The following is a 24,997-nucleotide window of genomic DNA, read 5'->3' as shown; positions in this document are numbered from 1 at the left end:
CAGTCACTGCGCGACTGGGATCAGTCTCCGGCCGCCACGTCCACCACCTTCCAGCTGTCATCCGGGTCAAAGCGCTTCATCTCCTTGGCCAGCCTGTCCCCATGTGGCCCGAGGTCTTTCTCGAACACCTGGCCGTCATGGCTGATCATGAAGCTCATCACCCCGGTGTCGTCGTACTTGGCCGGCCACGCGACCATGGCAAAACCGCGGCTCATCTGGTTGCCGATCAGGTAGCTGTAAGCACCACCAGGGGCGGAGGGGCCTTGTGCGTCGAGGATGCGGAAATGGTAGCCATACCAGGCATCGCCAACCACATCCTGGCCGAACAGTGGGCCCAGCGGGCTTACCTCGTCGTCGCCATCATCCTCCCAGTACAGCCCGTCATGCTTGCCGGGCTCGCTGAAAATCTTCTGTGCGTATTCCAGCGCACCATTACCGTTGTGGTCCTGAGTGGCGTAGTCCATTTGCGCGTCGTGATAGGCCAGCAGCGACTGCAATACCCCCAGTTCGTTGCGACCGATGCGCCGGGCACGGATTTCGGCGCTGCCGGCCTTGAGGTCAAACCTCCAGCCCTGGCTGCTTTTGGTCAGCGGAATGGGCAAGGTCCAGTGATCACTGCCCACCGCCAGGATGGCCTTGCTCTCGCCTGCCATGTCGATACTGTGCTGCGCACGATACTGCTCCAGGAAGGTGTCCACGTCACTGCGCTGTACACCACCACGCGGTATGTAGGTGCGCCAATCATCACCCAGCAACTGGGCCAGTCGGGCTTCATCAGCCTTTTCCGCGCCCAGCGCCGCAACGAAGGACTCCACAGCCTTCTCCGGCGTCGGAAAGGTTTCTTGAGCAGCCGCCAAGCAGGACCAGGCCAAGCTTGCAATAAACAGCAACCCTGCAAAAGCTGGACGGTTCATCGACGGCCACCTCCGCCGCGACGCATGGGCGCACTGGGCCGGGAGATCTGGTGTCCAGCGGCACGTGAGGTGTTCGGGCGCTGAGCGAAGGACTGGCTCGTGCGACCACGGTTAGCCTGCATGTTGGTACGCGAAGGCGAGCGCACGCCATCGAACGCATTGTTACGCGCCCGGCCGGCGGTATTGGAGGGCCGGTTCTGGGCCACTTGTCGGGCTTGGGCTGTTCGGGGCTCCTGCCGGCGGTCGGCGACCCTCGGGTTGTCGGCACGCGATTGCATACGGTTACCCACTGCGTTGCCCGTCTGCGCCTCGCGCATTTGCTGACGCGCCTGGCGATTGCTGGTGGCAGGCCGTTCGATACCGGCCCGGTCCATCGAAGCCCTGGCCTTGTCCCGTGCCTGGGCGCGCTGTACGTCGTCGCCACGGAAGGCTGTGCGCTGGCTGGCACCGTCCAACTGACGACCATACTGCTGGCGGCTGCGGGCATCACGGTAAGGGACGCCATCGCGGTTGGCCGCGTTGTGCTGCCATTTGTTCTGGTTGTTGGTGATGCGGTTGTTGGCGTTGATGTTGTTGTAACGGTTGACGTCGATATCGATGTCATTGTTGCCCCAGTCACAGTCACCCCATAGCGAGGCCACAATCGCCACGCCGGTCCCGAAAGCCAGGCCGGCCACCAGCGCGGAACCGGGGTAGTACATGGGTGGCGGTGGGTAGTAAACAGGCGGCGAGGCCGGGTAGGCCCAGGTGCCATAGACAGTGGTCGGGTTGTAGCTGGGCACATACACCACCTGCGGGTCGGCCGGCTGGATGATGATAGTGGACGGCGGACTGCTGGCAGCCGGTGTCGCCGGGGCGGCCTGCACGGTCACGTTCTGGTACTGGTTGCTTTGCAGGTTGCCGGCAGCCTGCGCCTGGTGGCGCAGGCGCTGCACAGCGCTCATGACATCGTCGGGCTGCGCCAGGAAGGCGTCACCCAGGCGCTGCACCCACACCGCGTCCTGGCCCAGGGTCGCCAGCAACTGCGGGAAAGCCACCAGCGCTTGCACACTCGGGTCCCAGGGCTGCTTCGCCACTTGTTTGACCGCGTCGTCACCCGAGGCTTTGGGGTTGGCCTTGGACCAGGTCACCGCTTCACTCACCTGCCCCGGGTAGGTGGCCGCCATCAGTACCTGGGCGAGCAGCGCATCGGGATACAAGGCAACCGGTGCCAGCATCTGGTCCAGTTGCTCCTGGGTGAACACTGAGTCCTTGGCCGCGACCGTGTCGGCTTGCGGGGCTGGGTCGGGCGCGGGCACGTCTTGCGCCAGCGCCGGGCCGGATGCCGCGTGCAGGCACAGAAGCGCCGACAGGAAAGCAAACAATGGCATACGCATCGCTTTTCCCCATGAGGTCAGATCGCGTGGGTTAAGGGTAGCAATGACGATGCTTTTGACCAGAAGTGGGGCGCAAACTTTTCGCGCTCCAAGGGAGGATGAACTGCTACTTCTGGCGCTATGGCCCCTCCAGGGCTGTGACGGGCTGCTCACCCCCCCAAAGCAATGATCGCCAGGATCAACAACGCCCCGACGCCCGCCAGTACCACACCCGTCAACTGGGTGCGGCCACCCGAGTAGCGTGCCAGCAGCCAGCCCGCCAGGTAAAGCATGGCCAGGGCGACAAGGTGCGACACACGGATCGCTGTGGCGGTGGTGTCGATCAGCAAGAACGGGATGACCATCGGGAACGTCGCCAGCACCACCAACAGGAACGTGGCCAAGGCGGCTTTGACATCATCCAGGCCCAGGCGTGGCGGCATCGGACGGGCGACATCGCGCAGCATACGCGCACGCAGCATCTCGAGCCCATCTTCATCCAGTGCCAGGCTGACGCGTTCGGGCAGCGCATCGTCAATCAACCTGCGCCCCTGGCTGCTTTGCGCAGCCTGCAGGCGGGCCAGCAAGGTACGGCTGCGGGTGCGCTCGGTCCAGGTGCGTAACAGGTAGATGACCGCATCGGCCAGGCCCCAGGCCAGGTTGCAGCCGAACGCGGCAACCAGCATCAGCCGCGCATCTTCGCGCCCTGCCGTGGCCACACTCAGCGAGCCAATGAAGGTCATGGCCATCAACAAGCCGAAGATGACTTCAGTAATGCGGTCGATCGGCTCCAGAACGCCCCATTTACGCGGTTGTTCATCTCGCCCCATCACGCTCTCCCCTCCGTCGATAGTCACTATCGAGAATGGCAATTTCTACCCGGCGCCGTGGCCGAATAACCTTGCTCCATCGACTCGCCGCCCACGACCCTGGCCCCTGGAGCTACCCCAATGAACACCCTGGCCCGCCTGCTGACCGCCACCTTTGCCGTTTTATCCATCGCTGTCATCAGCGGCTGTGCCACCCACCCTGAATTGCGCCCGTATACTGCCGAGGAAACTCGCCAACTGCAGCTGGAGTCGTTGCAGCGCCGGGGCCTTTCCCTGGACGACTACGAGCAGCAACGGCGGGTGATCCAGCGTGCCGGCAACCTGCCAGTGGTAACCGAAGCCGCCGATGCAGACCGTTCGACCAAAAGCTGAGTGGCGCAGGCATACGAGGTGGGGTTGATCCATTATAGTCAGCCGAATATCGCTGGAGCTGTCGCGGCCCTGACTTGGCATCGACCTGAACCTGATCTACCGCAACTCCAACCTCAGTGGCGGCGGTTGCGATGCGTATTCGGGCATCAACACCTATTGCGACAGCGTGGTCACGCTCAAAGCGCAGCGCCGTTTCTTCTAACGGCGCGGTGCAAGCGCCAGGGCGATACCGCCCAGCACCACCGCACACGCGGTCAGCAAGCGCAATGACAAAGGCTCGCCAATCAGGACAACGCCACCCAGCGCGGCAATCACCGGCACACTGAGTTGCAGGGTCGCGGCCTGTTGCGCACTGACCTGCCTGACCACGCCATACCACACGGCGTAGCCGGCGCCAGAAGCCAGCACACCGGAGCCCAATGCATACAACAAGCCGAGCGAGGTGAGGTGCGGGCCGGCCCCCAGCAATAGCATCGGTAACAGCAGCACCAGGCAAGGCAGGCTGCGGGTAAAATTGCCGGCGGTATCGGCCAACGGCCTGGGGGAGCCTTTGCCCAGCAGTGTGTAAACACCCCAGGCCACGCCGGACAATGCCATCAGCAAGGCACTGGCCAACGGCGGCGCAGCGGCGCCGGGTAACAGCAGCACCAGCAGGCCAGCAAACGCGATCAGCATGCCCAGCAGCATACGCGCCGTGATGTGTTCGCCCTTGTACCAGGCAAAGCCGAACATGGTGATTTGCACAGCGCCGAACAGCAGCAGCGCACCGGCTCCTGCCCCCAGTTGCAGGTAGGCGGCAGAGAACAGGAACGCGTACAGGAACAGGGCCAGGCCGCCACGCCAGCTACCGCCCATGGCCAACGCCGGTTTGCGCAGGCGGATGAGCAGCAGCAGGAACAATGCACCACTGGCCAGACGCACAACGGTGAAAGACGCCGGGTCGATCGCCCCATCCTTCAGCGCCAGCCGGCAGAACACCGAATTGGCGGCGAAGGCCACCAGGCTGAAAAGTGCAGGCCAGAGCCAGGCTTTAGCCCTGCGGTCGGTAAGCGCGGTGGTGCCGGTGCTCATGGTGTGGTCACCTTTGAGGGTTCATTGTCGTTATAGCGGCCCTGCTTGTACCGATATACAACAAAGTGTTTCCACGGCGCCAGCGCCGCTTGACCCAGCGCTACAGCGCTGCCACAGCCTCGATTTCCACCAGCATGCCGTCCAGCGCCAGCCGGGGCACCGGGATCAGGGTGCAGGTCGGTTTCATGTGGGGGCCCCATGCGCTGTCCGCCTCCGCTACCCATTGGCGCAGGCGCGCTTCGGAATGTTCCACAATCAGCAGGGTCAGCTTGAACACCTGGGCCAGGCTGGCGCCTTTCGACACCAACGCCAGCTCCAGGTTGGCCAGCGCCTGGCGGGCCTGTTCGGCAAACAGGGGCGACAGCTGGCCATCGCTGCCCTCTCCGCCCTGGCCGGCGATGAACAACAGTCGGCTGCCGGCGCGTACCTCGGCGACGTGGGAATAGGCATTGCCACTGGGATCGTAAAGGCCCTCAGGGTTGCTCAACTGGAACACGGTTGGATGGGTCACGGCATGCCCTCGATCGGATGAAAGAGTGGCGGAGTATCGGACCTTAAGTTAACTCGAGGTCAAGCACAGCGTAGGACGTTTCGCACAGAAGGCGAACTGATGTGAACCACGCGTCTGTTTGCGCGGCAGTCGTCTCGCGCTAGATTGCTAGCCCCGGCATGGAGGCCTGTACCCAACAAGGAAAAGCGCATGAGTAATTTTGATTTCCAGCTGGCCTATACCATCAAACCGCACAACCCCGCCCGCGATGAAGCCGATGCCGCGCAAGCGCGCCTGCACCTACGCGAAAAGCTCGGCCTGGACACCGTTGAGCACATTGAGACCACCTTGCTCGGGATGGTCGCACTCAAGGGCTCCACCCTCGCAGACCGCAAGCGTGAAGCTAAAAAGCTGATTCATGAGCATATTCATAAAGGGCTCGAGGAACTGCGTGTGCTGTCTACCGTGAAGTTCTATGGCTGCCTGATGGTGGATGGGCTGGGCCCCGCCATACGCTTCGACATCCTGCCCAAGTGAGCCTCGCAGGCATCAGGCGCCCCCGCGCCTGATGCCGGACACCGTCATTTTTCCTGCAGTACCGCCCTGCCCTTCACCGCCCGCGGCCCGCGCCATGCCCAGAACAGCAACCCGGGAAATGGCGCGTACACCACGAAGACGACCCACAGCATCTTGCGTTCAGCGCGCCGGTCACTGCCGATGATGTGCCAGATGGCCCACACCTCCAGCAGGATGACGAAGGCTGCGATGATGATCCAGATCGTTCCGATTTCCATGAGCGCTCTCCCATTTGGCATGTAATGGGTTGGGTTTCAGCAAGCGCCGAGGGTTCAGATTGATTTGACACCGCCGTGAAGGTCGGCGCTTCGCAACCTTCACCGCAAGCGATTGCCTGAACACGACCTGAAATACGACACGCCCACCCGGGAGATTGTCTTTCCCCCGGCCAGCCGCCACACTCTGCGGGCCAGCCAGGAAGCGGAGACCAGAGTGCCCACGCCACGTCAGTTCAGCAAGAAGACCAGTACCAGCAACATGCTGCGGCTGAAATCCACCAGCGCCAATGCTCAGGCCCCGTACAGGGTCGACTTCGTCCTGCTCGAACATTTCTCGATGGCCAGCTTTACCGTCGCGATGGATGTGCTGGTCACCGCCAACCTGCTGCGGGCCGACAGCTTCCAGTTCACCCCATTGTCACTGGACGGAGACCGGGTACTCAGCGACCTGGGACTGGAGCTGGTAGCCACCGAGCTGTCCGCCGAGGCGCTGAAGGAGCTGGACTTGCTGGTGATCTGCGGCGGCCTGCGCACGCCACTGAAGTACCCGGAGCTCGACCGCCTGCTGGGCGACAGCGCCGCCCACGGCATGGCTTTGGGCGGCCTGTGGAACGGCGCCTGGTTCCTTGGCCGCGCTGGGGTGCTGGACGACTACGGTTGCAGCATCCACCCCGAGCAGCGCGCCAGCCTGTCCGAGCGCAGCCCGCAAACCCGCATCACCCCGGCCAGCTTTACCCTCGACCGCGACCGCCTCAGCGCCGCCAGCCCCAATGGTGCCATGGAGCTGATGCTGGGCCTGGTGCGCCGGCTGTATGGTGATGGCCTGGCAGAAGGCGTGGAGGAAATCCTGTCATTCTCCGGAGCGCGCTACCGTCAGGTCGGGCCGGGGGCGAAAAAATCCATGAGCCTGCACCTGCGCACCATCGTCGAACTGATGGAAAACAACCTGGAGGAAACCCTCAGCCTCGACCAACTGGCCGCCTACAGCGGGCGCTCGCGGCGGCAGATCGACCGGCTGTTCCAGGCCCAGCTGGGCACGTCGCCGCGCCGCTACTACATGGAGCTGCGCATCACCAAAAGCCGCCGTCTGCTGCAGTACTCCGACCTGTCGGTCATGGAAGTGGCAGTGGCCTGCGGGTTTGTTTCGGTGTCGCACTTCAGCAAGTGCTATGCGGCGTACTTCGGCTACCCGCCATCGCGGGAGCAGCGGCTCGGCGAGTAAGCGCCGCTCAGGCGCGTATATAACGCAGCACGGCGTCGCAGATCATGGCTTTGTGGCGCAGCTTGATCTCGTCATCAGACAGGTCGATCTGGAAGATTTCGCCAAAGGTATGGCGGTTCGACACCCGGTAGAAGCAGAACGCGCTCATCAGCATGTGCAGGTCGATCACTTCGATACCGCCACGGAAAACCCCTTCCTGCACACCACGGCGCAGGGTGTTGCCCAAGGCTTCGAGCACCAGGCTGCTCATTTCGCGAATGGCCGGAGACTGCTTGACGTACTCGCCATAGTGGATGTTTTCAGTGCAGATGATGCGCACGAAATCGACGTTGCGGTCGTGGTGATCGAAGGTGAACTCCACCAGCCGACGGATCGCCTGCTCGGCCGGCAGCGACTCCAGGTCAAGGCTTTGCTCGGTCTTGCGGATATCGCCATACAGCTTGATCAGGCACTCGCAGTACAACTGCTCCTTGCTGCCGAAGTAGTAGTAGATCATGCGCTTGGAGGTGGCAGTGCGCTCGGCAATGGCGTCGACACGAGCGCCGGCCAGCCCTTGCTGGACGAACTCGTTGATGGCCGCCTGGAGGATGTCCTCGCGCGTTTTCTCGGGGTTGTTCTTGCGCGTTCTGCGCACCCCTTCGGTTTCAGGCTGGCCGAGGCCAACTACGGAATCACTCATACCCACTCACAGGCTATTTATTGGAATGAGGGGGATTATCCGTGAGCGCGGCCATGCAGGGAAGCGCGCTGTTGGTCGGGTAGCCATAAAGCTTCACGGGTGGCTGGCCTTGAAGTCTTTCACTGCAACCCGCTGGCATCACTCCCGTTGGGCAGTATTGCGCTCCAGCGGCGGGGTCAGGTGCAGCACGCGGTTGCGCCCACCTTCGGCCAGCAGGTAACCGCCTTTGCCATCCGCCACGATCGACTGCGGCGCTTTGAGGAAGGTCAGCACGGTGTGCTGAACGCCGTCAGCATCAACGCGCAGCAGCCGCGCACGGTGGGTGTTGTCTTCGCTGATCCACAAACCGCGCGAGTCACAGTACAGGAACGTCGGGTTGCGCAGGCCTTCGACCACCACCTGGTCGTTGCCATCGTCGGACAAGGCACGGACCTTGCCATTGGCCTTTTCGGTGTAGAGCAAACGGCCTTCGCAACGGGTGAGCCCTTCGGTTTCGGTGAGGCCGGAGCGCAGCACAGTGAGCTGACCGCTGCTCCAGTCATAGCGCATCAAGCGGCCATTGCCCTTTCGGTCTTCGATGGCATACAGGTGGTCGCCGTCATTCCACAAGCCTTGCACACTTTCGCCGTCGAACAGGTGGGTCACCTGACCATCGCGGGCGAGGCTGACAGGTGCCTGGCCGCCTTCCTGACTGAACACCCAACCCCCTTGAGCCGCCACCATGCCGTCGGGCTTGGACAGGTTATCGATCACCACTACCCGGTCGCCAGTCGCGGTGATTTTGAGGATGCTGCCACGGCCATCATCCAGCTCGCGGCTGACCAGCAGGCTGCCATCGGCTTGCGGCAGCAGCGAGGCGGCTTTGGTCACATCGCGGTGCAGTACCTCGACATCCCAGCCTGAGGCAGCCTGAACCGGGTAGAAGCTCTGCCAGGCGAAAAAGCCCAAGGTGGCGGTAAGCAGGCCGGTGGTGGCAGTCAGGGCGATGCGGGTGCTGCGCTTGCGCAGGATGTGCGGCATGTAGGGCTCCTCGGGAATGTCCGGATGCTAGCAAGCGAATGTGAAAAAAATGTCGAACGATTGCAAACCGTTACAAAACAAAAGGATATAAAAATAACAAAACAATCTAACGAAACGGAATATAAAAATTGAAAGCCAAACGCCACCTCCTTAGTCTGGGCACATCGATTACCCCCCAGATTCAAGGAGTAACCCCATGCCCATCCGTGCCTTCTCCCCCCTGCGCCGTCTGTTGATCGGCGGCCTGTTGGCCAGTGTCGCCAGCGCCCTGCTGCCTGGGTCGCAGGCCCTTGCCGACGACGACAAGACCTTGCGCATCGGCTACCAGAAGTTCAACAGCATCAACATCCTCAAAGGCAGCGGCGCCCTGGAAAAGGCCCTGGCGCCGCAAGGCGTGAAAGTCAGCTGGCACGAATTTGCCGCCGGCCCGCAGTTGCTCGAAGCACTGAGCACGGGTGCCATCGACCTGGGCCACGCCGCCGACGCCCCGTCAGTGTTCGCCCAGGCCGCAGGCAAACCGGTGGTGTACCTGGCCGCCGAACAACCTTACCCACGCGGCATCGGCCTGGTGGTGCGCGAGCAGGACCACCTGGCCAGCGTGCAGGACCTGAAAGGCAAGCGCGTGGCCACCGGCCGCGGCTGGAACGCGCAGTACCTCCTGGCCGTGGCCCTGGAGCAGGCAGGCCTTACCTACAAGGACATCACCCCCGCCTACGTCAACAACGCCGCCGATGCCGTGGCTGCCCTGCAGTCCGGCAGTGTCCAGGCCGTAACCCTGTGGGACCCGTTCCTCGCCGCAGCCGAAAGCCAGCCGGGCCTGAAGAACCTGCGAGACGGCAGCGGCCTGTCCAACAACCGCACCTTCTACCTGTCCACCGCCAGCTATGCCGACCAGCACCGCGCGCTGCTGAAAACCTTCTTCAGCGAACTGGGCAAGGTCAGCCAGTGGGCCAACGCCAAGCCTGCCGAGGTCGCCGCGCTGCTGGCCCCGCAACTGGGCATCAGTGCCAACGTGCTGGAAGTGGCCAGCGAGCGCCGTAACTACAACGCCGTAGCCATCACCCCACAGATCGTCGCCGAACAACAGAAACTGGCCGACACCTTCCAGGGCCTGGGCCTGATTCCACACAAGCTGCAGGTAGCCGATGCGGTCTACCCGGCTTCCGTGTTGCCTTGAGCGGAGCGCAGCCACCATGCCCCGCCCGATCCGCTTCAACGCTTTCAGCATGAACGCCGCCAGCCACCAGTCCCCCGGTCTGTGGCGCCATCCACGCAACACCAGTGTAGCGTTCAACCGCCTGAGCTACTGGACCGACCTGGCCCGCCTGTTGGAGCGCGGCCTGTTCGACGCCCTGTTCATTGCCGATGTGCTGGGTATTTACGACGTGTACCAGGGCGGGCCCGAAGCCGCCTTGCGCGGTGGCGTACAGGTGCCGGTCAACGACCCGCTACTGCTGGTGCCGGCCATGGCCGGGGTTACCGAGCACTTGGGGTTCGGCGTTACCTTCTCGCTGACCTACGAACACCCCTACCCGTTCGCCCGGCGCATGTCCACGCTCGACCACCTGAGCAATGGCCGGGTCGGCTGGAATATCGTCACCGGCTACCTCGACAGCGCTGCACGCAACCTCGGCCTGGCCCGCCAACTGGGCCATGACCAGCGCTACGACTTGGCCGAGGAATACCTGCAGGTACTTTACAAGCTGTGGGAAAAGAGCTGGGACGATGACGCCGTACTGCTGGAGCGCGACAGCGGGCGCTACATCGAGCCAACCCGCGTGCACCCCATCAACCATCACGGTGAACACTTCCAGGTGCCCGGCATGCACCTGTGCCAGCCGTCACCGCAGCGCACGCCGGTGCTGTTCCAGGCCGGCGCTTCGGCACGCGGCCAGCAGTTTGCCGCGCGCCACGCCGAATGCGTGTTCATCAGCGGCCCGACGCCCACGGTGTTGCGCCGCTACGCCGACGGCATTCGCCAGGCCAGCGAGGCCGCCGGCCGAGGCCGTGATGAAGTGCTGATCTATGCCCAGGCGCTGTTGATCGTCGCCCCCACCCGGGAAGAGGCCGAGGCCCGCTTCACGCAATACCGTCGCTATGTCGACCTGGACGCCGCCCTGGCACTGTTGTCAGGCTGGACCGGCATCGACTTTGCCGGCCTCGACCCCGACGCGCTGATCGAGTACGTCGAAAATGATGCAGGCCGCGCAGCCCTGGCGGCCTTTACCGCCGCCGACCCGAACCGCCGCTGGACCGTTCGCGAGGCCGCCGAGTTCGTTGGCCTGGGCGGTCGCGGACCGGTGCTGATCGGCACAGCCAGCGAGGTTGCCGAGCAGCTTGAAAGCTGGCTGGACCAAACCGGCATCGATGGCTTCAACCTGACGTATGCCGTGCAGCCAGACGACCTGGCCAATGTCGTCGATTTGCTGGTGCCCGAGCTGCAACGCCGTGGCCGCTACCCGTCGAGTTATGCCGAAGGCACCCTGCGCCACAAACTCTTCGGCCAAGGTGACTACCTGCCGGAACGACACGCTGGGCGCCAGGTCGACATTCAGTGATCAAATACCGGGTATTCCAACATTTAATTTGTGGATGGCATGCGCTCGACCCTATTCTGTCGACACATCCCCTGCGCCGCACCGGCCGGTGCGGTTCACGGCATGGGGAGAGAACAACAAGTCGAGATCGTCCATGTCGAACCATTCGTACTTCGCCCCCCACGGTGGGCACCCAGCTCAAACCGAGCTGCTGACTGACCGTGCCATGTTCACCGAAGCCTATGCCGTCATCCCTAAAGGCGTGATGCGTGACATCGTCACCAGCCACCTGCCGTTCTGGGACAAGATGCGCATGTGGGTCATTGCCCGCCCGCTGACCGGTTTTGCCGAAACCTTCTCCCAGTACATTGTCGAACTGGCGCCGGAAGGCGGCAGCGAGCGCCCAGAGCTGGACCCGAACGCCGAAGCCGTGGTGTTCATCGTCGAAGGCGAGCTGGACATCACCGTCGAAGGCAAGCACCACACCCTGGTACCGGGCGGCTACGCCTTCCTGGCCCCGGGCGCCGAGTGGAGCCTGCGCAACAACAGCAAGTCCAACGTCACCTTCCACTGGCTGCGCAAGCACTACCAGAAAGTTGAAGGCCTGGACGTACCGGAATCCTTCGTCACCCACCGTGACAATGCCACCGTCATCGAAATGCCGGGCACCGAAGGCCGCTGGAAAACCACGCGCTTCGTCGACATGGCCGACATGCGCCACGACATGCATGTGAACATCGTTACCTTCCAGCCGGGCGGTGTGATTCCGTTCGCTGAAACCCATGTGATGGAACACGGCCTGTATGTGCTGGAAGGCAAGGCGGTGTATCGCCTGAACCAGGACTGGGTCGAAGTGGAAGCTGGCGACTTCATGTGGCTGCGTGCCTTCTGCCCGCAAGCCTGCTACGCCGGCGGCCCAGGCAACTTCAGCTACCTGCTGTACAAAGACGTGAACCGTCATGTGCACCTGACGCTGAACCCTAAGCGCTAAGCTCAGGCTGATGCCCGCGAGCCCGCCAACCTGGCGGGCTTTCTGTTTGCCGCGCATACTCAAACACCCACCTTCCGCACGGTACCGGCCATGAACCGCTGCCTGCTGCTCGCCGCCCTGTTGCTATGCACCCCTGCCCCGGCCGCCGATGACTGGAACCTCGCCTACGACCGCGAGGGCATCCGCGTGTATCTCAGTGGCGTAGCCGATTCGCCTTACCAACAATTTCGTGGTGTGAGCACCATGAAAGCCAGCGTGCGCACGCTCACTGACCTGCAGGAGAACCTGCGGGTGGCCTGCAAGTGGCTGTATGCCTGCGACCAGATGCGCCTGCTGGACGTGGACGGTGCCAATACCTGGGTGTACCTGACCACCAACCTGCCCTGGCCGACCATGCCACGCGACATTGTGCTGAAGGTGACCAGCGAACGCCTGGATGACGGCACGCTGCTGCGTCACCTGAGCGCCGAGCCCGACAAGATTCCCAAGGTTGACGGCCTGATCCGGGTGCAGCATCTGAACGGCGAGTGGCGGATGAAACCACTGGGTGAGCGCGAGACAGAGGTGACGTACCAGTTGCAGGCCGACCCGGCCGGCGATGTGCCGGGATGGTTGGCCAACCGCTTTGTGGTGGATGCGCCGGTGGTGACGCTGCGCACATTACGGGCTGTTGCTGAGCGCCAGCCTTGAGATGTCACCAGGCCTGCGCGGGCCGCTCCTACAACTGACCGCGTTAACGCTTGAGCTACCGCCATCGCGCTTTTTCTGCCACTGTGCCCGCGCGGCGCGGACCAGCGCGTCGCGCCTTGCCAGGACGTCGCATGAAAACACAAGAAAACGGCAACACGCACAAGGGCTATCGGCGCATCATTCCTTCAATGACTGCACTGCTCGAATTCGAGGCGGTAGCCCGTCACAACAGTTTCACCCTGGCCGCCCAGGAACTGGGGGTCACGCAGGCGGCTGTCAGCAAGCAAGTCAGGCAACTCGAGGAAAACCTCGGCCGCCAACTGTTCCAGCGCCTGCATCGCGGCATTCGCCTGACCAGTGAAGGCCAGGCGCTGTTCACAGTGATTTCCGAGTCCATGCAGAAGATCGCCTCGGTGTTCGACCGCCTCAGCGACGGCGACAGCGAGCAGGAGCTGGTGCTCAGTTCCACCGCCACTTTCTCCCAATTACGCGTGATGCCGCGCCTGGGCCGCTTGCGCAGCGCCCTGCCCCAGGTGCGCCTGCGCCTGGCCACGCAGATGTTTACCGGCGACCTGCGCAACCACGATGTCGACCTGCTGGTGCGCTTTGGCAATGGCCGCTGGGAAGATGGCATCGCCCTGCACTTGTTCGATGAAGAGATATTCCCGGTGTGCTCCCCGGCCTGGCTGGCACGCAACCCGCTACCTGAGTCGCTGGAGGCGCTGTACCGTGCCGACCTGCTGGATGCCGATGCCACCACCGAAGGCTGGATGACCTGGCCCACCTGGTTCCGCGCGCTGGGTGGCAACCCGCCAAAGCTGCAATACAACCTGCGCTGCCAGCTGTACACCGACACCATCCAGGGGGCATTGCACGGGCATGGAGTGGCATTGGGCTGGGGGCGGATGCTCGATCATCTGCTCGCGTCCGGCGAACTGGTGCGTTTGACCGAGCTTGTGGTGCGGCCTCGCGAGGCCTATTACCTGGTCGTGCCTCATGGGCGCACCACCACCCCGACGATCCTGGGGCTGGTGGACTGGCTGCGTGACCATCAGCCAGCCACCTGAACAAGAGACCCGAAACCCTAGGTGGCGCTAACGGTCTGTGGTACAGCGCACGCCTTGGCCCGGCGTCGGTAGGCCAGCAACAGGCCCGCATACCACAGCGGCATGATGTACAACGCAGTGCGGGTATCAGGTTCCAGCGCCAGCAGGCACAGCACGAAGACCAGGAACAGCTGCGACAGCGCGGCAGTGACCTTGCCGCCTGGCAGCTTGAACGTCGACTGCGCATGCGCCTGCGGGTTTTGCCGACGGTAGGCGAAGTAGGACAGCAGGATCAGCGACCAGGTGACGATGATCATCACCGCAGAAATGGTCGACACCAGGGTAAACACCGTCATCACTTCCGGAATGACGAACAGCAGCGTCAGTGCTATCGCCATGCACACCCCCGAAAACACCAACGCACGCACCGGGGTACCCGAGCCGGACAACCGCCCGAACGCCACTGGCGCCTGCTGCTGGTGCGACAGGCCGTAGAGCATCCGCGAACCCGAGTAGATGCCACTGTTGGCCGACGAGGCGGCGGAGGTCAGCACCACGAAGTTGATGATGCCAGCGGCAGCCGGCAACCCGCCCAGCAGGAACAACTCAACGAACGGGCTGCGATTAGCCGGCACGTTGGCCCAGGAAATGACGCTGATGATGCATACCAAAGAACAGATGTAGAACAGCAGGATGCGCACAGGAATGGTGTTGATGGCCTTGGGCAAGGTCTTTTCCGGATCTTTGGCCTCTGCCGCCGCGGTGCCGATCAGCTCGGTGCCGACGAAGGAGAAAATGGCAATCTGGAAACCGGCGAGAAAGCCCAGGATGCCATGCGGCATGACCACGCCCGGCGCCACCAGGTGGCTGAACGAGGCGGTTACCCCGGTCGGCGAAGTGTAGGACGTAGCGATCATGACCAAGCCGGCCACTACCAGCAGCACGATGGCCACGATCTTGATAAGGCCGAACCAGAACTCCACCTCGCCAAACGCCTTCACCGCCAGCATGTTCAGCCCAAGCAACAGGAACATGGTGGCGAATGCAGGTAGCCAGGTGGGCACGTCCGGGTACCAGTACTGCACGAACCCTGCCACGACCACCACATCGCCCACTGCCGCTACCACCCAGCTGAGCCAGTACGACCAGCTGAGTATGTAGCCGGCCCGTGGCCCCAGGTAGTTGTGCACCAGGTCGGCGAACGACTCCATCTGCAGGTTGGCCAGCAGCATTTCGCCCATGGCCCGCATGATGCAGAACACAAAAAAGCCGATGATGGCATACACCAGGATGATCGAAGTGCCGGACAGCGCAATGATCTTGCCCGAGCCCATGAACAACCCAGTACCAATTGCGCCACTGATCGAAATAAGCTGTATGTGCCGGTTTTCCAGCCGTCGTTTGAGCACTCGGCCATCGTCCGGCGCGGTGCTTTGCGCGTTGCACGTTTGATGCATAATCGACCTCTTATTCTTTTTTTGTAAAACTTCCACGCCCCGCGCCGCACCAAATAAATTGGCACTGAAGTGCAGGTTACATGTCGTTGAAAATAATGAAAGCGCAGGGAATGACAAAGATTGAAACTAACGCCCGATGCAACTTCTCAGCGGACTTTCTTATTCTTGAACGCACCTCGATAGTGCGCCTGAAACGGTCCCGCGAAAGCCGTTTCATTTTGCCAGCGGCCACGGTCAAGCGGAACGCTACAGAATGCACACCGCCAACGGGATTTTGTGCAGTGTGAAAAGCCCGGGTGACAGTTTGCGCAATGCGCCTGTCAAAACGCCTGACCCACCAGTCACATCTTGTAGGTCGAGAGCAGGATGCTGGTCTCGGTATTCTCGATGTGCGGGATCGACCGAATGGTGTTCAGCGCCCGGTCGAACGCTTCGAGGGTGTCGGCGCGCAGCTCTGCCATCAGGTCCCAGCGGCCATTGGTGGTATGAATGGCCACCACGTTGGGATGCCCGCGCAGCGCGTGCTTGACCTCTGCGGCGTGGTGGCCGCTGATGCCGATGCTGGTGATTGCCCGCACGCCCTGCTCCAACGCATCGGAGCGCAGGCGTACCGTGTAGCCAATGATCACGCCCTGCTCTTCGAGCCGGGTAATGCGGTTTTGCACGGTTGCCCGGGCCACCTTGAGCTTCTTCGCCAGGGTCAACACTGGGGTACGTGCATTGTCGCGTAACAGCGCAATCAGTTCCCGATCGATCGTATCCATAACGCCTGCCAAATAATCAGATTGCTACTTTGGGGTAGCAGATTGTCTAGAAAGTTGATGAAACTGGCAACCTGCATTCTTCCGATTGACGCAACCTTTCATCAAAATGTTCACGCCACTTCAACAATCTTAAGCGTGCACCCTGCAGTGACCGGGGTGACAGCGCAATAACAAGGTGCAAGAGCATGACGTATTTCATTGATGTTCCAACCATGTCGGACTTGGTACATGACATTGGCGTAGCGCCGTTCATGGGTGAACTGGCGGAGGCCATACGTGAAGACTTCAAGCGTTGGCAGGAGTTTGACAAGTCCGCGCGTGTTGCCAGCCATTCGGAAGTGGGCGTGATCGAACTGATGCCGGTCGCCGACAACAGCCGCTATGCCTTCAAATACGTCAACGGCCACCCGGCCAATACTGCGCGTAACCTGCACACGGTGATGGCCTTTGGCGTACTCGCCGATGTCGACACCGGTTACCCGGTGCTGCTGTCCGAACTGACCATCGCCACCGCCCTGCGCACCGCCGCCACCTCGCTGATGGCCGCACAGGCACTGGCCCGGCCGAACTCGCGCAAGATGGCGCTGATTGGCAACGGCGCACAAAGCGAATTCCAGGCGCTTGCCTTCCATAAGCACCTGGGTATCGAAGAAATTGCCGCCTACGACACCGACCCGCTGGCTACCGCCAAGCTGATCGCCAACCTCAAGGAATACAGCGGCCTCACGATCCGCCGGGCCGGCTCGGTAGCCGAAGCCGTGAAAGGCGCGGATATCGTCACCACAGTCACCGCCGACAAGGCCTACGCCACCATCATCACCCCCGACATGCTCGAACCCGGCATGCACCTGAATGCCGTGGGTGGCGACTGCCCAGGCAAGACCGAGCTGCACGCTGATGTACTGCGCAAGGCCCGCGTATTCGTCGAGTACGAACCACAAACCCGTATTGAAGGTGACATCCAGCAACTGCCGGCGGACTTCCCTGTCGTCGACCTGTGGCGTGTACTGCGCGGCGAAACCGAGGGCCGTCAGAGCGACAGCCAGATCACCGTGTTCGACTCGGTGGGCTTCGCCCTGGAAGACTACACCGTACTACGGTATGTATTACAGCAAGCCGAAAAACGCGGTTTGGGCTCGAAAATCGACCTGGTGCCGTGGGTGGAAGACGATCCGAAAGACCTGTTCAGCCACACGCGTGGCCGCGCTGCCAAAAACCGCATCCGACGCGTTGCCTAACCCAGCTCTTGAACCGGTATATCCACATGGCATTTCCAACGCGTTCGATTCAAGCCCCGGCAGCAGTGGTCATGGTCAGGCCACATGCGTTCACCCCCAACCCGGAAACCGCAGCCGACAACTCGTTCCAGCGCAGCAGCCCCGACATCGCGGCGCAGGCCTTGGCCGATGTGGCACGCGATGAAGTCACCCAGGCCGCTGGCAAGCTGGAAGCCGAAGGGGTGCGCGTGCACCTGTTCGACGACTTTGGCGAGCACAACACCCCGGACTCGGTATTCCCCAACAACTGGTTCTCCACCCACCCAGGGGGGCATATCGCGATTTACTCGATGTACTCGCGCAACCGCCGCCGCGAACGACGTGCGGATGTGATCGAGATGCTCAAGCATGAGTACCGGGTGCAGGATGTGATCGACTATTCCGGGCTGGAGCAGGACGAGCTGTTCCTTGAAGGGACCGGCGCCATGGTGTTCGACCACCTGTCTCGGGTGGCCTACACCGCGCGCTCCAACCGCGCTGACCCGATTGCCCTCGAGCGCTTCAGCACGCATTTCAACTTCGAGCCGATGGTGTTCGACACGGCCGACGAGCAAGGTACGCCGATCTACCACACCAACGTGCTGATGTGCGTGGCGACCGAGTTCGCGCTGGTGGGCTTTGAGACCTTCACCAACAAGGCGCGGGCTGAGGAAGTGCGGATGCGGCTGATCGAGTCGGGCCGTGATGTGATTGACCTGAGCAACCAACAGATCAGCCAGTTTGCCGGTAACGCCATCGAGCTGTCCGGGCGTGACGGGCGTATTCTGGCGCTATCACGCAAGGCCTTCGACAGCCTGACCGATGAGCAGCGCCAGCGCATCGAGCGCTCGGCACGGCTGGTGCCGCTGGATGTGCCGACCATCGAGATGGCCGGTGGCTCGGTGCGCTGCATGATTGCGGGCATTCACCTGTCGCCCAGAAGCTAGCGTCGATGCTGCGATGGGCCGCAAGGCGGCCCCAATAGCGTCAGATTCCGCCGCCTGCCAGCAGTTGCGTCATCACCTCGGCCAACGCCTTGATCATCACATCCGCCGTCGGCCGATGCACGATGACGATTTCGTAACTGTCGACCTCTGGCAGCCCTTGCCCCACACCCAGCACCCGATGTTCAGCCGTTGCCGCCCTTGGCGGCAGCAGGCTGATGCCCATGCCATCGGCGACCGCAGCCTGGATACCGCTGAGGCTGGAACTGGTGAAACTGATGCGCCAGCGCCGCCCCATGCCTTCGATGGCGTTGATCATGTCTTCGCGGTACAGGCCGCGTGGGGGGAAGGTCACCAGCGGGATCGGGTCCAGCTCGAAGGCAGGCGTACGCGCACTGTCGATCCATTGCAGGCGCTCGGGCCAACAGGCCACGCCCTCGCGGGTGTTGCGCCGCTGTTTGAGCAGTACCAGGTCGAGCTCACCGTTGTCGTAAGCCTGGCTGAGGTCGCGACACAGGCCACTGGTGACTTCCAGCTTCACTTGCGGATGCAGACGGCTGAAGGCCGATAGCGCATTGGTGGTACGCCCGCCAACGAAGTCCTCGGGCACGCCAAGTCGCACGGTGATGCCCACCATCGCCCCAGCCAAAGCCTCGAGCATCTGGTCGTTCAAGGCCAGCATGTGCCGGGCATAGCCGAGCAAGGTTTGCCCGGCGTCGGTGGGCAGCACATCGCGGTTGCCACGCACCAGCAAACGGTGGCCGACCATGTCTTCAAGGCGGCGTACCTTCTGGCTGATGGTCGATTGGGTCGAGTGCAGGCGGGCGGCAGCGGTGGTGAAGCTGCCGCAATCGGCCACCACCACAATGGCGCGCAGCAGGTCGAGGTCGAACAGAGCCCTATTCGATTTCACGCTAATGGACATCTTGGTATTCAACTGCTGAATGACAAGACTCCGTTCTATCACGGCTAATCGCCAAGGGCCACACCTTCACGCCGCGGGTCGGCCCCGCCCGACCAACCCGCGCCACTGCGTTGGATGATCTGCATGCCGCTGGTCATGGTCATGGGTGTTACCTCGTGCCCCCAGGCCGCCAGCTGGCGGATCAGGGCCGGGCTGGTCAGCCCTGCTTCCACCTCGGTGCCAGCATTCCGGCTGCCAAAGTTGGGCAGCCCTGCGGCCTGTTGCGGGTCGAGCTGCCAATCCAGCAAGCCAACCAAAGCCTTGTTCACATAGCCGATGATCTGCGAGCCGCCTGGTGAACCCAGGCTGGCCACCAGATCGCCCGAGGTTCGCGAGAACACCAGGGTTGGCGCCATGGCCGACAGCGGTCGCTTACCCGGCTGCACCCGGTTGGCCACGGGTTTGCCGTGCTCCTGCGCAATGAACGAGAAGTCAGTGAGGTGGTTGTTGAGCAGGAAGCCCTTGACCATCAGGTGCGAACCGAACGCCGCCTCCACCGACGTGGTCATCGCCAAGGCCTGGCCGCTGCCATCCACCGCGCTGAGGTGCGAGGTGGAAATGCGCAATGGCGAGCGATCTGGGGCCAGGGCCAAGTCGGCGCCCTGGGGTTGGCCCGGGCGAGCGCGCTTCATGCTGTGCTCGCCAATCTGCGCTGCACGGCTGGCCAGGTAGTGGGGGGCGGTCAGGGCCTTGACCGGGACCGGGACATAATCGCTGTCGGCCAGGTATTGGGCGCGGTCGGCATAAGCCAGGCGCTCGGCCTCGGCGATCAGGTGCACGGCCAGTGGTGATGCCTCCAGGCCAGCCGGGGATGCCTTCGCAAGCGGGCGCAACGCTGCCAGATCGCGCTGTGGCGTGGCGCGCTGCACGGCGTCGAGAATGCCCAAGGTCTGCAACACCGTCACCCCGCCCGAAGACGGCGGCGGCATGCCGCAGATGCGCCACGCCTTGTAAGGGCCGCATACCGGCTCGCGCGCTTTGGCCTGGTACTGCTGCAAGTCCTGCAACGAGAGGTAACCGGCATTGGCATGGCTGCGCACCTTGGCCACGATCGCTTCGGCAATCTCGCCGGTATAGAACGCGTCAGGGCCTTGCGCGGCAATCTGGTCGAAGGCATCTGCAAGTTCGGGGTTACGCAGGATCGTTCCCACCGCCAGCGGCCTGCCCTGCTCATTCAGGAAGTAGCGGGCCATGGCCGGTGACCGGACAATGAACGGGTCACCGGCCAGCAGGGTGTGAAGACGCTCGGACACCGGGAAACCGTTGCGAGCCAGCGCGATGGCCGGCGCAAACAGATCGCGCCAGGGCAGCTTGCCGTGCTGATCGTGGGCCAGTTTCAGGGCGCGTAGAACACCCGGCACACCCACCGAACGCCCACCAATCTGCGCCGCCCTGAAGGGCATCGGCTTGCCGTCGGCTTGCAGGAATAGCCCTTCCGTCACAGCTGCCGGCGCTGCCTCGCGGCCATCGAACGCTTGCACGCGTTTGCCGTCCCAATAGAGGATGAACGCCCCGCCGCCAATACCGCTGGATTGAGGTTCGACCAGGGTCAGCACCATCTGCATCGCGATGGCCGCGTCGATGGCACTGCCACCGGCGCGCAGTACCTGCCGCCCCGCCTCGCTGGCCAGCGGATTGGCTGCGGCAACCATGTGACGGCTGGCCTGCACCGGCTGCAGGCCGGTGCGGTAGCCGGAGGCCAGTTCGGGAGGCGCGGGCAGCACCTGGTCGGCACAGGCCCAGCCACTGGCGGCTGCCAGGCAAAGGGCGCTGATCAGGGGCGCGGAGAAATACATCGGCATGCTTCCTGAGAACTTCAAAAGCCCCGAAGATACAGTGTCGTACCCCTGAAAAAAACTAAGCCACCTCCTCGAATGGCAGCCCCACATAGTTCTCGGCGATGTTCACCAACCCCGCTGGCGAGGTCAGAAAGTACTCGCGGTCGGCCTCCTGCATCTTCTGGTCCCAGGCGTCTTTGTGGCTACCAAAGTCGTGCAGCAACTGGGTCATGAACCAGCTGAAGCGCTCGCCTTTCCACACACGGCGCAGGGCCAGCGGGGAATACTGCTGCAGCAGGTCGGTGCGCCCTTCGCGGTAAACCTTGACCAGAATGCGATACAGGTAGTTCACGTCCGACGCCGCCAGGTTCAGGCCCTTGGCACCGGTAGGCGGAACGATGTGCGCGGCATCACCGACCAGGAACAGGTGGCCATACTGCATCGGTTCGACCACCAGGCTGCGCAGCGGCGCGATGCTTTTCTCCAGCGCCGGGCCGGTGACCAGGCGCGCGGCCACGTCTTCGGGCAGTCGCGCTTTAAGCTCATCCCAGAAGCGCTCGTCGGACCACGCCTCCACCTGCTCTTCCAGCGGTACTTGCAGGTAGTAGCGGCTGCGGGTTTGCGAACGCTGGCTGCACAACACGAAACCGCGCGCGTGGTGGGCGTAGATAAGCTCGTGGTTAACCGGCGGCGTATCCGACAACAAGCCCAGCCAGCCAAACGGATAGACCCGCTCGTACTGTTTCAACACACCTTCGGGAATGCTCTGCCGCGACACACCATGGAAGCCGTCACAACCGGCGATGTAGTCGCAGTCCAGCCGGTGCACCTGGCCCTCTTTCTCGTAGGTCAGGTAAGGCTTCTCGCCCTTCAGTTCATGCGGCTGGACGTTGCTGGCTGAATAGATGATCGGCGCACCACTGGCTTCACGGGCCTGCATCAGGTCACGGGTCACTTCGGTCTGCCCATACACCATGACGGTCTTGCCACCCGTCAAGGCTTTCAGGTCCAGCCGTTGACGGCGACCACCCACCAGCAACTCCACACCTTCGTGCACCAGGCCCTCACGGTCCATGCGCTCGGCCACACCGGCTTCGCGCAGCAGGTCGACAGTGCCTTGCTCCAGCACCCCGGCGCGGATGCGGCCAAGTATGTATTCGGGCGCCTGGCGCTCGACGATGACGTTATCGATGCCGGCCTTGTGCAGCAGTTGGCCCAGCAGCAGGCCAGACGGACCTGCACCAATAATTGCAACCTGAGTTTTCATTGTTGTTGTCTCTGTTCGTACGATGCCGGCCCAGGACTGGCAGTGAGGCGGCATCGGCTGTTAGGGTTTACCCTTGCATTTTTACTGGCAAAAAACGCGACTGAAGTGTGCTATTCCATGCAAAACCTGCACTTTTATAAAAAACGTTCGATTAGCGGACAGGTCACTCCCCCGATGAAATCCACCCTCCCCGGCGTCCCGTTGTTCAAGCTGTATGGCGAAAACCAGGCCTGGCCCGGCACCGACTTGCTGCACTGCGAGTCGATCCCCGCACGCAGCCGCCTGCACCACTGGGAGATCAAGCCGCACCAGCATGCCGAGCTGTTCCAGTTGCTGTATGTACAGCGCGGCCAGGCCCAGGTGGAAATCGAGGGGTTGCGCAGCGCCATCGACGAGGCGGCGATCCAGGTGGTACCGCCGATGACCGTGCATGGCTTTCGTTTCAGCGCCGATATCCAGGGCTATGTGCTTACCTTCGGCACCGCGCTGGTGGCGAACCTGGAACAGCGCCTGGGCATGCCACTGGCGGTGCTGGCGCAACCTGCGTGCTACCCGCTTGGGCATGACCGCGTGCACCTGCGCAGCCTGATCGACACCTTGCAGCGGGAGTACCAGGGCAATGCCCCGGCGCGCGCGGCCATGCTCGAAGCATTGGTGACCGCGCTGATGGTGTGGATCAATCGCCGCCAGCAGCTGGGGCAAGCGCCGCGTAACCGGGATGAACGTGACCGGCAGTTGCTGGGGCAGTACCTGCGGCTGGTCGAGGCGCATTACCGTGAGCACCTGTCGGTAGAGGCGTTTGCCGCGCGGCTGAACGTTCCAAGCCTGCAACTGAACCAGCTGTGCAGGGCCTTGAGCGGGCAGACGGCGTTGCAGGTGGTGCACCAGCGGTTGCTGCTGGAGGCGCGGCGTAACCTGATTTATACGCGGATGAGTATCGGGCAGTTGTCGGATAGCCTGGGATTCACCGACCCGACGTACTTTGCCCGGTGGTTCAAGCGGTTGACTGGGGAGACGCCTAACGGGTACCGGCGCGCGGCGCAGCCGGACTGATTGCGGCAGGCTGCTTGACGTAAACGTCAACCTGCCTTCAGGATACCCGCATACCCCACGCCGAGCCCCAGCATGAGCACCCAGACCTACAGCATCTCCGACCTGTCCCGCGAGCTGGACATCACCACCCGGGCCATCCGCTTCTATGAAGAGCAGGGCCTGCTGAGCCCCGAACGCCGTGGCCTGGAGCGAATCTATTCGGCCCGCGACAAGGTCAGCCTCAAGCTCATCCTGCGCGGCAAGCGCATCGGTTTCTCACTGGCCGAGTGCCGCGAGCTGATCGAGCTGTACGACCCCACCAGCGGCAACCTTAAACAGCTCAACAGCATGCTGGCGAAAATCGCCGAACGCCGCGCCCAGCTGGAGCAGCAGATGCTCGACATTCACCAGATGCAACTGGAACTGGACACCGCCCAGGAGCGTTGCGAACAAGCCCTGGCCGCCACCTTGAACAACAAAGACAACCGCTGAACGCCACAGGAAACCCGCCATGTCCTTGCCCAAACACGTCCGCCTGGTCGAAGTCGGCCCCCGCGACGGCCTGCAGAACGAAGCCCAGCCCATCAGCGTTGCCGACAAGGTGCGCCTGGTCAACGACCTTACCGAAGCAGGCCTTGCCTATATAGAAGTGGGCAGCTTCGTCTCGCCCAAGTGGGTGCCGCAAATGGCCGGCTCTGCCGAGGTGTTCGCCGGTATCCACCAGCGACCGGGTGTTACCTACGCAGCGCTGGCGCCGAACCTGCGTGGTTTCGAGGACGCGCTGGCGGCCGGGGTGAAGGAGGTGGCGGTGTTCGCTGCCGCCTCCGAAGCGTTCTCGCAGCGCAACATCAACTGTTCGATCAGCGACAGTCTCAAGCGCTTCGAACCGATCATGGAAGCTGCGCGCAGCCAGGGTGTACGCGTGCGCGGCTATGTATCGTGCGTACTCGGCTGCCCTTATGAAGGCAAGGTCAGCGCCGAACAGGTCGCCCAGGTGGCCCGCGCACTGCACGACATGGGCTGCTACGAAGTGTCGCTGGGTGACACTATCGGCACCGGCACTGCCGGCGATACCCGGCGCCTGTTCGAGGTGGTCTCTGCCCAGGTGCCGCGCGAGCAACTGGCCGGGCACTTCCACGACACCTATGGCCAGGCCCTGGCTAACGTCTATGCCAGCCTGCTCGAAGGCATCAGCGTGTTCGACAGCTCGGTGGCCGGGCTGGGTGGCTGCCCTTACGCCAAGGGTGCTACCGGCAACATCGCCAGCGAAGATGTGGTGTACCTGCTGCAAGGGCTGGGTATTGAAACAGGCATCGACCTCGACCGGCTGATCGCCGCTGGCCAGCGCATCAGCAGCGTGCTGGGCCGCGCCAATGGGTCGCGGGTAGCACGGGCGCGCAGCGCGCAATAAGTCATACGGGTGTCACACAGGTGTGGGTGAAGTGTTACCGCCCCCACGTTTCACAGCAAAAAATCGGGTAACAGGGAAACAAATCGGCAGAATTTCAGGCCGAGCGATTTAGA

Annotated in this window: 26 protein-coding genes and 1 pseudogene; 14 read left to right on the top strand and 13 right to left on the bottom strand. The window is 62.8% G+C overall.

What is annotated here, in order from left to right:
* Positions 1-20: 20 nt before the first annotated feature.
* The 3 genes from QQL85_RS21050 to QQL85_RS21040 all read right to left on the bottom strand — a co-directional run bounded on the left by QQL85_RS21050 (position 21) and on the right by QQL85_RS21040 (position 3,099).
* The gene (locus QQL85_RS21050; RefSeq protein ID WP_284356157.1) at positions 21-914 is read right to left on the bottom strand and encodes a DUF2950 domain-containing protein; all 894 of its coding nucleotides are present in this window, start codon (positions 912-914) and stop codon (positions 21-23) included.
* On the bottom strand, positions 911-2,290 hold the full coding sequence (locus QQL85_RS21045; protein WP_284356158.1) for a DUF3300 domain-containing protein: 1,380 nt from the start codon (positions 2,288-2,290) through the stop codon (positions 911-913). Before QQL85_RS21045 ends, QQL85_RS21050 begins: the two co-directional genes overlap by 4 nt.
* Before the next feature lie 149 nt (positions 2,291-2,439).
* Complete coding sequence (locus QQL85_RS21040) at positions 2,440-3,099, bottom strand: hypothetical protein (RefSeq protein ID WP_284356159.1); 660 nt, start codon at positions 3,097-3,099, stop codon at positions 2,440-2,442.
* Positions 3,100-3,219: 120 nt separating this feature from the next.
* Between QQL85_RS21040 and QQL85_RS21035 the strand changes: the two genes are divergently transcribed.
* Positions 3,220-3,471, top strand: coding sequence for a hypothetical protein (locus QQL85_RS21035; protein ID WP_284356160.1), 252 nt, complete (start codon positions 3,220-3,222; stop codon positions 3,469-3,471).
* 49 nt (positions 3,472-3,520) lie between these two features.
* Positions 3,521-3,673, top strand: a pseudogene (locus QQL85_RS26835) (TorF family putative porin); the annotation flags it as partial.
* Here the strand turns inward: QQL85_RS26835 and QQL85_RS21030 are convergent.
* Both QQL85_RS21030 and QQL85_RS21025 read right to left on the bottom strand, forming a co-directional pair.
* The gene (locus QQL85_RS21030; protein WP_284356161.1) at positions 3,670-4,542 is read right to left on the bottom strand and encodes a DMT family transporter; all 873 of its coding nucleotides are present in this window, start codon (positions 4,540-4,542) and stop codon (positions 3,670-3,672) included. The pseudogene QQL85_RS26835 and the gene QQL85_RS21030 overlap by 4 nt on opposite strands.
* A 100-nt stretch (positions 4,543-4,642) precedes the next feature.
* On the bottom strand, positions 4,643-5,053 hold the full coding sequence (locus QQL85_RS21025; protein WP_284356162.1) for a RidA family protein: 411 nt from the start codon (positions 5,051-5,053) through the stop codon (positions 4,643-4,645).
* 189 nt (positions 5,054-5,242) lie between these two features.
* Between QQL85_RS21025 and QQL85_RS21020 the strand changes: the two genes are divergently transcribed.
* The gene (locus QQL85_RS21020; RefSeq protein ID WP_284356163.1) at positions 5,243-5,569 is read left to right on the top strand and encodes a hypothetical protein; all 327 of its coding nucleotides are present in this window, start codon (positions 5,243-5,245) and stop codon (positions 5,567-5,569) included.
* 44 nt (positions 5,570-5,613) lie between these two features.
* On the opposite strand, the gene QQL85_RS21015 is transcribed toward QQL85_RS21020, so the two are convergent.
* The gene (locus tag QQL85_RS21015; RefSeq protein ID WP_105947535.1) at positions 5,614-5,826 is read right to left on the bottom strand and encodes a PLDc N-terminal domain-containing protein; all 213 of its coding nucleotides are present in this window, start codon (positions 5,824-5,826) and stop codon (positions 5,614-5,616) included.
* A gap of 214 nt (positions 5,827-6,040) precedes the next feature.
* Here QQL85_RS21015 and QQL85_RS21010 point away from each other — a divergent pair, with 214 nt between their 5' ends.
* Complete coding sequence (locus tag QQL85_RS21010) at positions 6,041-7,048, top strand: GlxA family transcriptional regulator (RefSeq protein WP_284356164.1); 1,008 nt, start codon at positions 6,041-6,043, stop codon at positions 7,046-7,048.
* Positions 7,049-7,055: 7 nt separating this feature from the next.
* Here the strand turns inward: QQL85_RS21010 and QQL85_RS21005 are convergent, their stop codons facing one another.
* Both QQL85_RS21005 and QQL85_RS21000 read right to left on the bottom strand, forming a co-directional pair.
* Positions 7,056-7,727 (bottom strand): TetR/AcrR family transcriptional regulator, encoded by a 672-nt coding sequence (locus tag QQL85_RS21005; RefSeq protein WP_284356165.1) that lies wholly within the window; start codon positions 7,725-7,727, stop codon positions 7,056-7,058.
* 138 nt (positions 7,728-7,865) lie between these two features.
* Positions 7,866-8,747, bottom strand: a complete 882-nt coding sequence (locus tag QQL85_RS21000; protein WP_284356166.1) for a hypothetical protein — start codon at positions 8,745-8,747, stop codon at positions 7,866-7,868.
* A gap of 196 nt (positions 8,748-8,943) precedes the next feature.
* On the opposite strand from QQL85_RS21000, the gene QQL85_RS20995 reads away from it, so the two are divergent.
* The 5 genes from QQL85_RS20995 to QQL85_RS20975 all read left to right on the top strand — a co-directional run bounded on the left by QQL85_RS20995 (position 8,944) and on the right by QQL85_RS20975 (position 14,032).
* Positions 8,944-9,924, top strand: a complete 981-nt coding sequence (locus QQL85_RS20995; protein ID WP_284356167.1) for an aliphatic sulfonate ABC transporter substrate-binding protein — start codon at positions 8,944-8,946, stop codon at positions 9,922-9,924.
* Between the two features lie 16 nt (positions 9,925-9,940).
* Entirely contained in the window at positions 9,941-11,305 is a 1,365-nt protein-coding gene (locus tag QQL85_RS20990; protein ID WP_284356168.1) for an LLM class flavin-dependent oxidoreductase, read from the top strand.
* Between the two features lie 133 nt (positions 11,306-11,438).
* Positions 11,439-12,275 (top strand): bifunctional allantoicase/(S)-ureidoglycine aminohydrolase, encoded by an 837-nt coding sequence (locus QQL85_RS20985; RefSeq protein WP_016499386.1) that lies wholly within the window; start codon positions 11,439-11,441, stop codon positions 12,273-12,275.
* 90 nt (positions 12,276-12,365) lie between these two features.
* Complete coding sequence (locus QQL85_RS20980) at positions 12,366-12,965, top strand: START domain-containing protein (protein ID WP_284356169.1); 600 nt, start codon at positions 12,366-12,368, stop codon at positions 12,963-12,965.
* A 131-nt stretch (positions 12,966-13,096) separates the two neighbouring features.
* A complete protein-coding gene (locus QQL85_RS20975) occupies positions 13,097-14,032 on the top strand; it encodes a LysR substrate-binding domain-containing protein (RefSeq protein WP_284356170.1) in 936 nt (311 codons plus the stop codon).
* Between the two features lie 17 nt (positions 14,033-14,049).
* Here QQL85_RS20975 and QQL85_RS20970 read toward each other — a convergent pair whose 3' ends face one another.
* Positions 14,050-15,468: an amino acid permease gene (locus QQL85_RS20970; protein WP_284356171.1), complete on the bottom strand. Its 1,419-nt coding sequence runs from the start codon at positions 15,466-15,468 to the stop codon at positions 14,050-14,052.
* 341 nt (positions 15,469-15,809) lie between these two features.
* A complete protein-coding gene (locus QQL85_RS20965) occupies positions 15,810-16,232 on the bottom strand; it encodes an Lrp/AsnC family transcriptional regulator (RefSeq protein ID WP_012272037.1) in 423 nt (140 codons plus the stop codon).
* A gap of 185 nt (positions 16,233-16,417) precedes the next feature.
* Between QQL85_RS20965 and QQL85_RS20960 the strand changes: the two genes are divergently transcribed.
* Positions 16,418-17,470: an ornithine cyclodeaminase gene (locus QQL85_RS20960; RefSeq protein ID WP_284356172.1), complete on the top strand. Its 1,053-nt coding sequence runs from the start codon at positions 16,418-16,420 to the stop codon at positions 17,468-17,470.
* Positions 17,471-17,496: 26 nt separating this feature from the next.
* Complete coding sequence (gene ctlX, locus QQL85_RS20955) at positions 17,497-18,435, top strand: citrulline utilization hydrolase CtlX (RefSeq protein WP_434482155.1); 939 nt, start codon at positions 17,497-17,499, stop codon at positions 18,433-18,435.
* A gap of 40 nt (positions 18,436-18,475) precedes the next feature.
* Here ctlX and QQL85_RS20950 read toward each other — a convergent pair whose 3' ends face one another.
* The 3 genes from QQL85_RS20950 to pobA form a co-directional block, all read right to left on the bottom strand.
* Positions 18,476-19,357, bottom strand: a complete 882-nt coding sequence (locus tag QQL85_RS20950; RefSeq protein ID WP_284356173.1) for a LysR substrate-binding domain-containing protein — start codon at positions 19,355-19,357, stop codon at positions 18,476-18,478.
* A gap of 44 nt (positions 19,358-19,401) precedes the next feature.
* A complete protein-coding gene (ggt, locus tag QQL85_RS20945; protein WP_284356174.1) occupies positions 19,402-21,192 on the bottom strand; it encodes a gamma-glutamyltransferase in 1,791 nt (596 codons plus the stop codon).
* Between the two features lie 61 nt (positions 21,193-21,253).
* Positions 21,254-22,441 carry a 4-hydroxybenzoate 3-monooxygenase gene (gene pobA / locus QQL85_RS20940; protein WP_284356175.1) on the bottom strand — a complete coding sequence of 396 codons (1,188 nt, stop codon included), beginning with the start codon at positions 22,439-22,441 and terminating at the stop codon, positions 21,254-21,256.
* Positions 22,442-22,615: 174 nt separating this feature from the next.
* Here pobA and QQL85_RS20935 point away from each other — a divergent pair, with 174 nt between their 5' ends.
* The 3 genes from QQL85_RS20935 (at position 22,616) to QQL85_RS20925 (ending at position 24,884) form a co-directional block, all read left to right on the top strand.
* Complete coding sequence (locus QQL85_RS20935) at positions 22,616-23,494, top strand: helix-turn-helix domain-containing protein (RefSeq protein ID WP_284356176.1); 879 nt, start codon at positions 22,616-22,618, stop codon at positions 23,492-23,494.
* Positions 23,495-23,566: 72 nt separating this feature from the next.
* Positions 23,567-23,965 carry a MerR family transcriptional regulator gene (locus QQL85_RS20930; RefSeq protein ID WP_019099730.1) on the top strand — a complete coding sequence of 133 codons (399 nt, stop codon included), beginning with the start codon at positions 23,567-23,569 and terminating at the stop codon, positions 23,963-23,965.
* A gap of 19 nt (positions 23,966-23,984) precedes the next feature.
* The gene (locus QQL85_RS20925) at positions 23,985-24,884 is read left to right on the top strand and encodes a hydroxymethylglutaryl-CoA lyase (RefSeq protein WP_284356177.1); all 900 of its coding nucleotides are present in this window, start codon (positions 23,985-23,987) and stop codon (positions 24,882-24,884) included.
* The last annotated feature ends 113 nt before the right edge of the window (positions 24,885-24,997 follow it).

Origin of the sequence: Pseudomonas putida (genome assembly GCF_030159595.1) — a bacterium.
GTDB classification, from domain to species: domain Bacteria; phylum Pseudomonadota; class Gammaproteobacteria; order Pseudomonadales; family Pseudomonadaceae; genus Aquipseudomonas; species Aquipseudomonas putida_AC.
The sequence above is the reverse complement of the archived record's forward strand: the minus strand, read 5'-3'. Positions and strand labels throughout refer to the sequence as shown.

Excerpts from the sequence above, each read along its gene's own strand:
- QQL85_RS20970 (WP_284356171.1), bottom strand. The coding sequence starts at position 15,468 with ATGCATCAAACGTGCAACGCGCAAAGCACCGCGCCGGACGATGGCCGA.
- QQL85_RS20965 (WP_012272037.1), bottom strand. The coding sequence starts at position 16,232 with ATGGATACGATCGATCGGGAACTGATTGCGCTGTTACGCGACAATGCA.
- QQL85_RS20960 (WP_284356172.1), top strand. The coding sequence starts at position 16,418 with ATGACGTATTTCATTGATGTTCCAACCATGTCGGACTTGGTACATGAC.
- QQL85_RS20990 (WP_284356168.1), top strand. The coding sequence starts at position 9,941 with ATGCCCCGCCCGATCCGCTTCAACGCTTTCAGCATGAACGCCGCCAGC.
- QQL85_RS20975 (WP_284356170.1), top strand. The coding sequence starts at position 13,097 with ATGAAAACACAAGAAAACGGCAACACGCACAAGGGCTATCGGCGCATC.
- QQL85_RS20980 (WP_284356169.1), top strand. The coding sequence starts at position 12,366 with ATGAACCGCTGCCTGCTGCTCGCCGCCCTGTTGCTATGCACCCCTGCC.
- QQL85_RS20925 (WP_284356177.1), top strand. The coding sequence starts at position 23,985 with ATGTCCTTGCCCAAACACGTCCGCCTGGTCGAAGTCGGCCCCCGCGAC.
- QQL85_RS21005 (WP_284356165.1), bottom strand. The coding sequence starts at position 7,727 with ATGAGTGATTCCGTAGTTGGCCTCGGCCAGCCTGAAACCGAAGGGGTG.
- QQL85_RS20950 (WP_284356173.1), bottom strand. The coding sequence starts at position 19,357 with ATGTCCATTAGCGTGAAATCGAATAGGGCTCTGTTCGACCTCGACCTG.
- QQL85_RS20995 (WP_284356167.1), top strand. The coding sequence starts at position 8,944 with ATGCCCATCCGTGCCTTCTCCCCCCTGCGCCGTCTGTTGATCGGCGGC.
- QQL85_RS20985 (WP_016499386.1), top strand. The coding sequence starts at position 11,439 with ATGTCGAACCATTCGTACTTCGCCCCCCACGGTGGGCACCCAGCTCAA.
- QQL85_RS20930 (WP_019099730.1), top strand. The coding sequence starts at position 23,567 with ATGAGCACCCAGACCTACAGCATCTCCGACCTGTCCCGCGAGCTGGAC.
- pobA (WP_284356175.1), bottom strand. The coding sequence starts at position 22,441 with ATGAAAACTCAGGTTGCAATTATTGGTGCAGGTCCGTCTGGCCTGCTG.
- QQL85_RS20935 (WP_284356176.1), top strand. The coding sequence starts at position 22,616 with ATGAAATCCACCCTCCCCGGCGTCCCGTTGTTCAAGCTGTATGGCGAA.
- QQL85_RS21000 (WP_284356166.1), bottom strand. The coding sequence starts at position 8,747 with ATGCCGCACATCCTGCGCAAGCGCAGCACCCGCATCGCCCTGACTGCC.
- QQL85_RS21030 (WP_284356161.1), bottom strand. The coding sequence starts at position 4,542 with ATGAGCACCGGCACCACCGCGCTTACCGACCGCAGGGCTAAAGCCTGG.
- QQL85_RS21045 (WP_284356158.1), bottom strand. The coding sequence starts at position 2,290 with ATGCGTATGCCATTGTTTGCTTTCCTGTCGGCGCTTCTGTGCCTGCAC.
- QQL85_RS21050 (WP_284356157.1), bottom strand. The coding sequence starts at position 914 with ATGAACCGTCCAGCTTTTGCAGGGTTGCTGTTTATTGCAAGCTTGGCC.
- QQL85_RS21020 (WP_284356163.1), top strand. The coding sequence starts at position 5,243 with ATGAGTAATTTTGATTTCCAGCTGGCCTATACCATCAAACCGCACAAC.
- QQL85_RS21035 (WP_284356160.1), top strand. The coding sequence starts at position 3,220 with ATGAACACCCTGGCCCGCCTGCTGACCGCCACCTTTGCCGTTTTATCC.
- QQL85_RS21040 (WP_284356159.1), bottom strand. The coding sequence starts at position 3,099 with ATGGGGCGAGATGAACAACCGCGTAAATGGGGCGTTCTGGAGCCGATC.
- ctlX (WP_434482155.1), top strand. The coding sequence starts at position 17,497 with ATGGCATTTCCAACGCGTTCGATTCAAGCCCCGGCAGCAGTGGTCATG.
- QQL85_RS21015 (WP_105947535.1), bottom strand. The coding sequence starts at position 5,826 with ATGGAAATCGGAACGATCTGGATCATCATCGCAGCCTTCGTCATCCTG.
- ggt (WP_284356174.1), bottom strand. The coding sequence starts at position 21,192 with ATGTATTTCTCCGCGCCCCTGATCAGCGCCCTTTGCCTGGCAGCCGCC.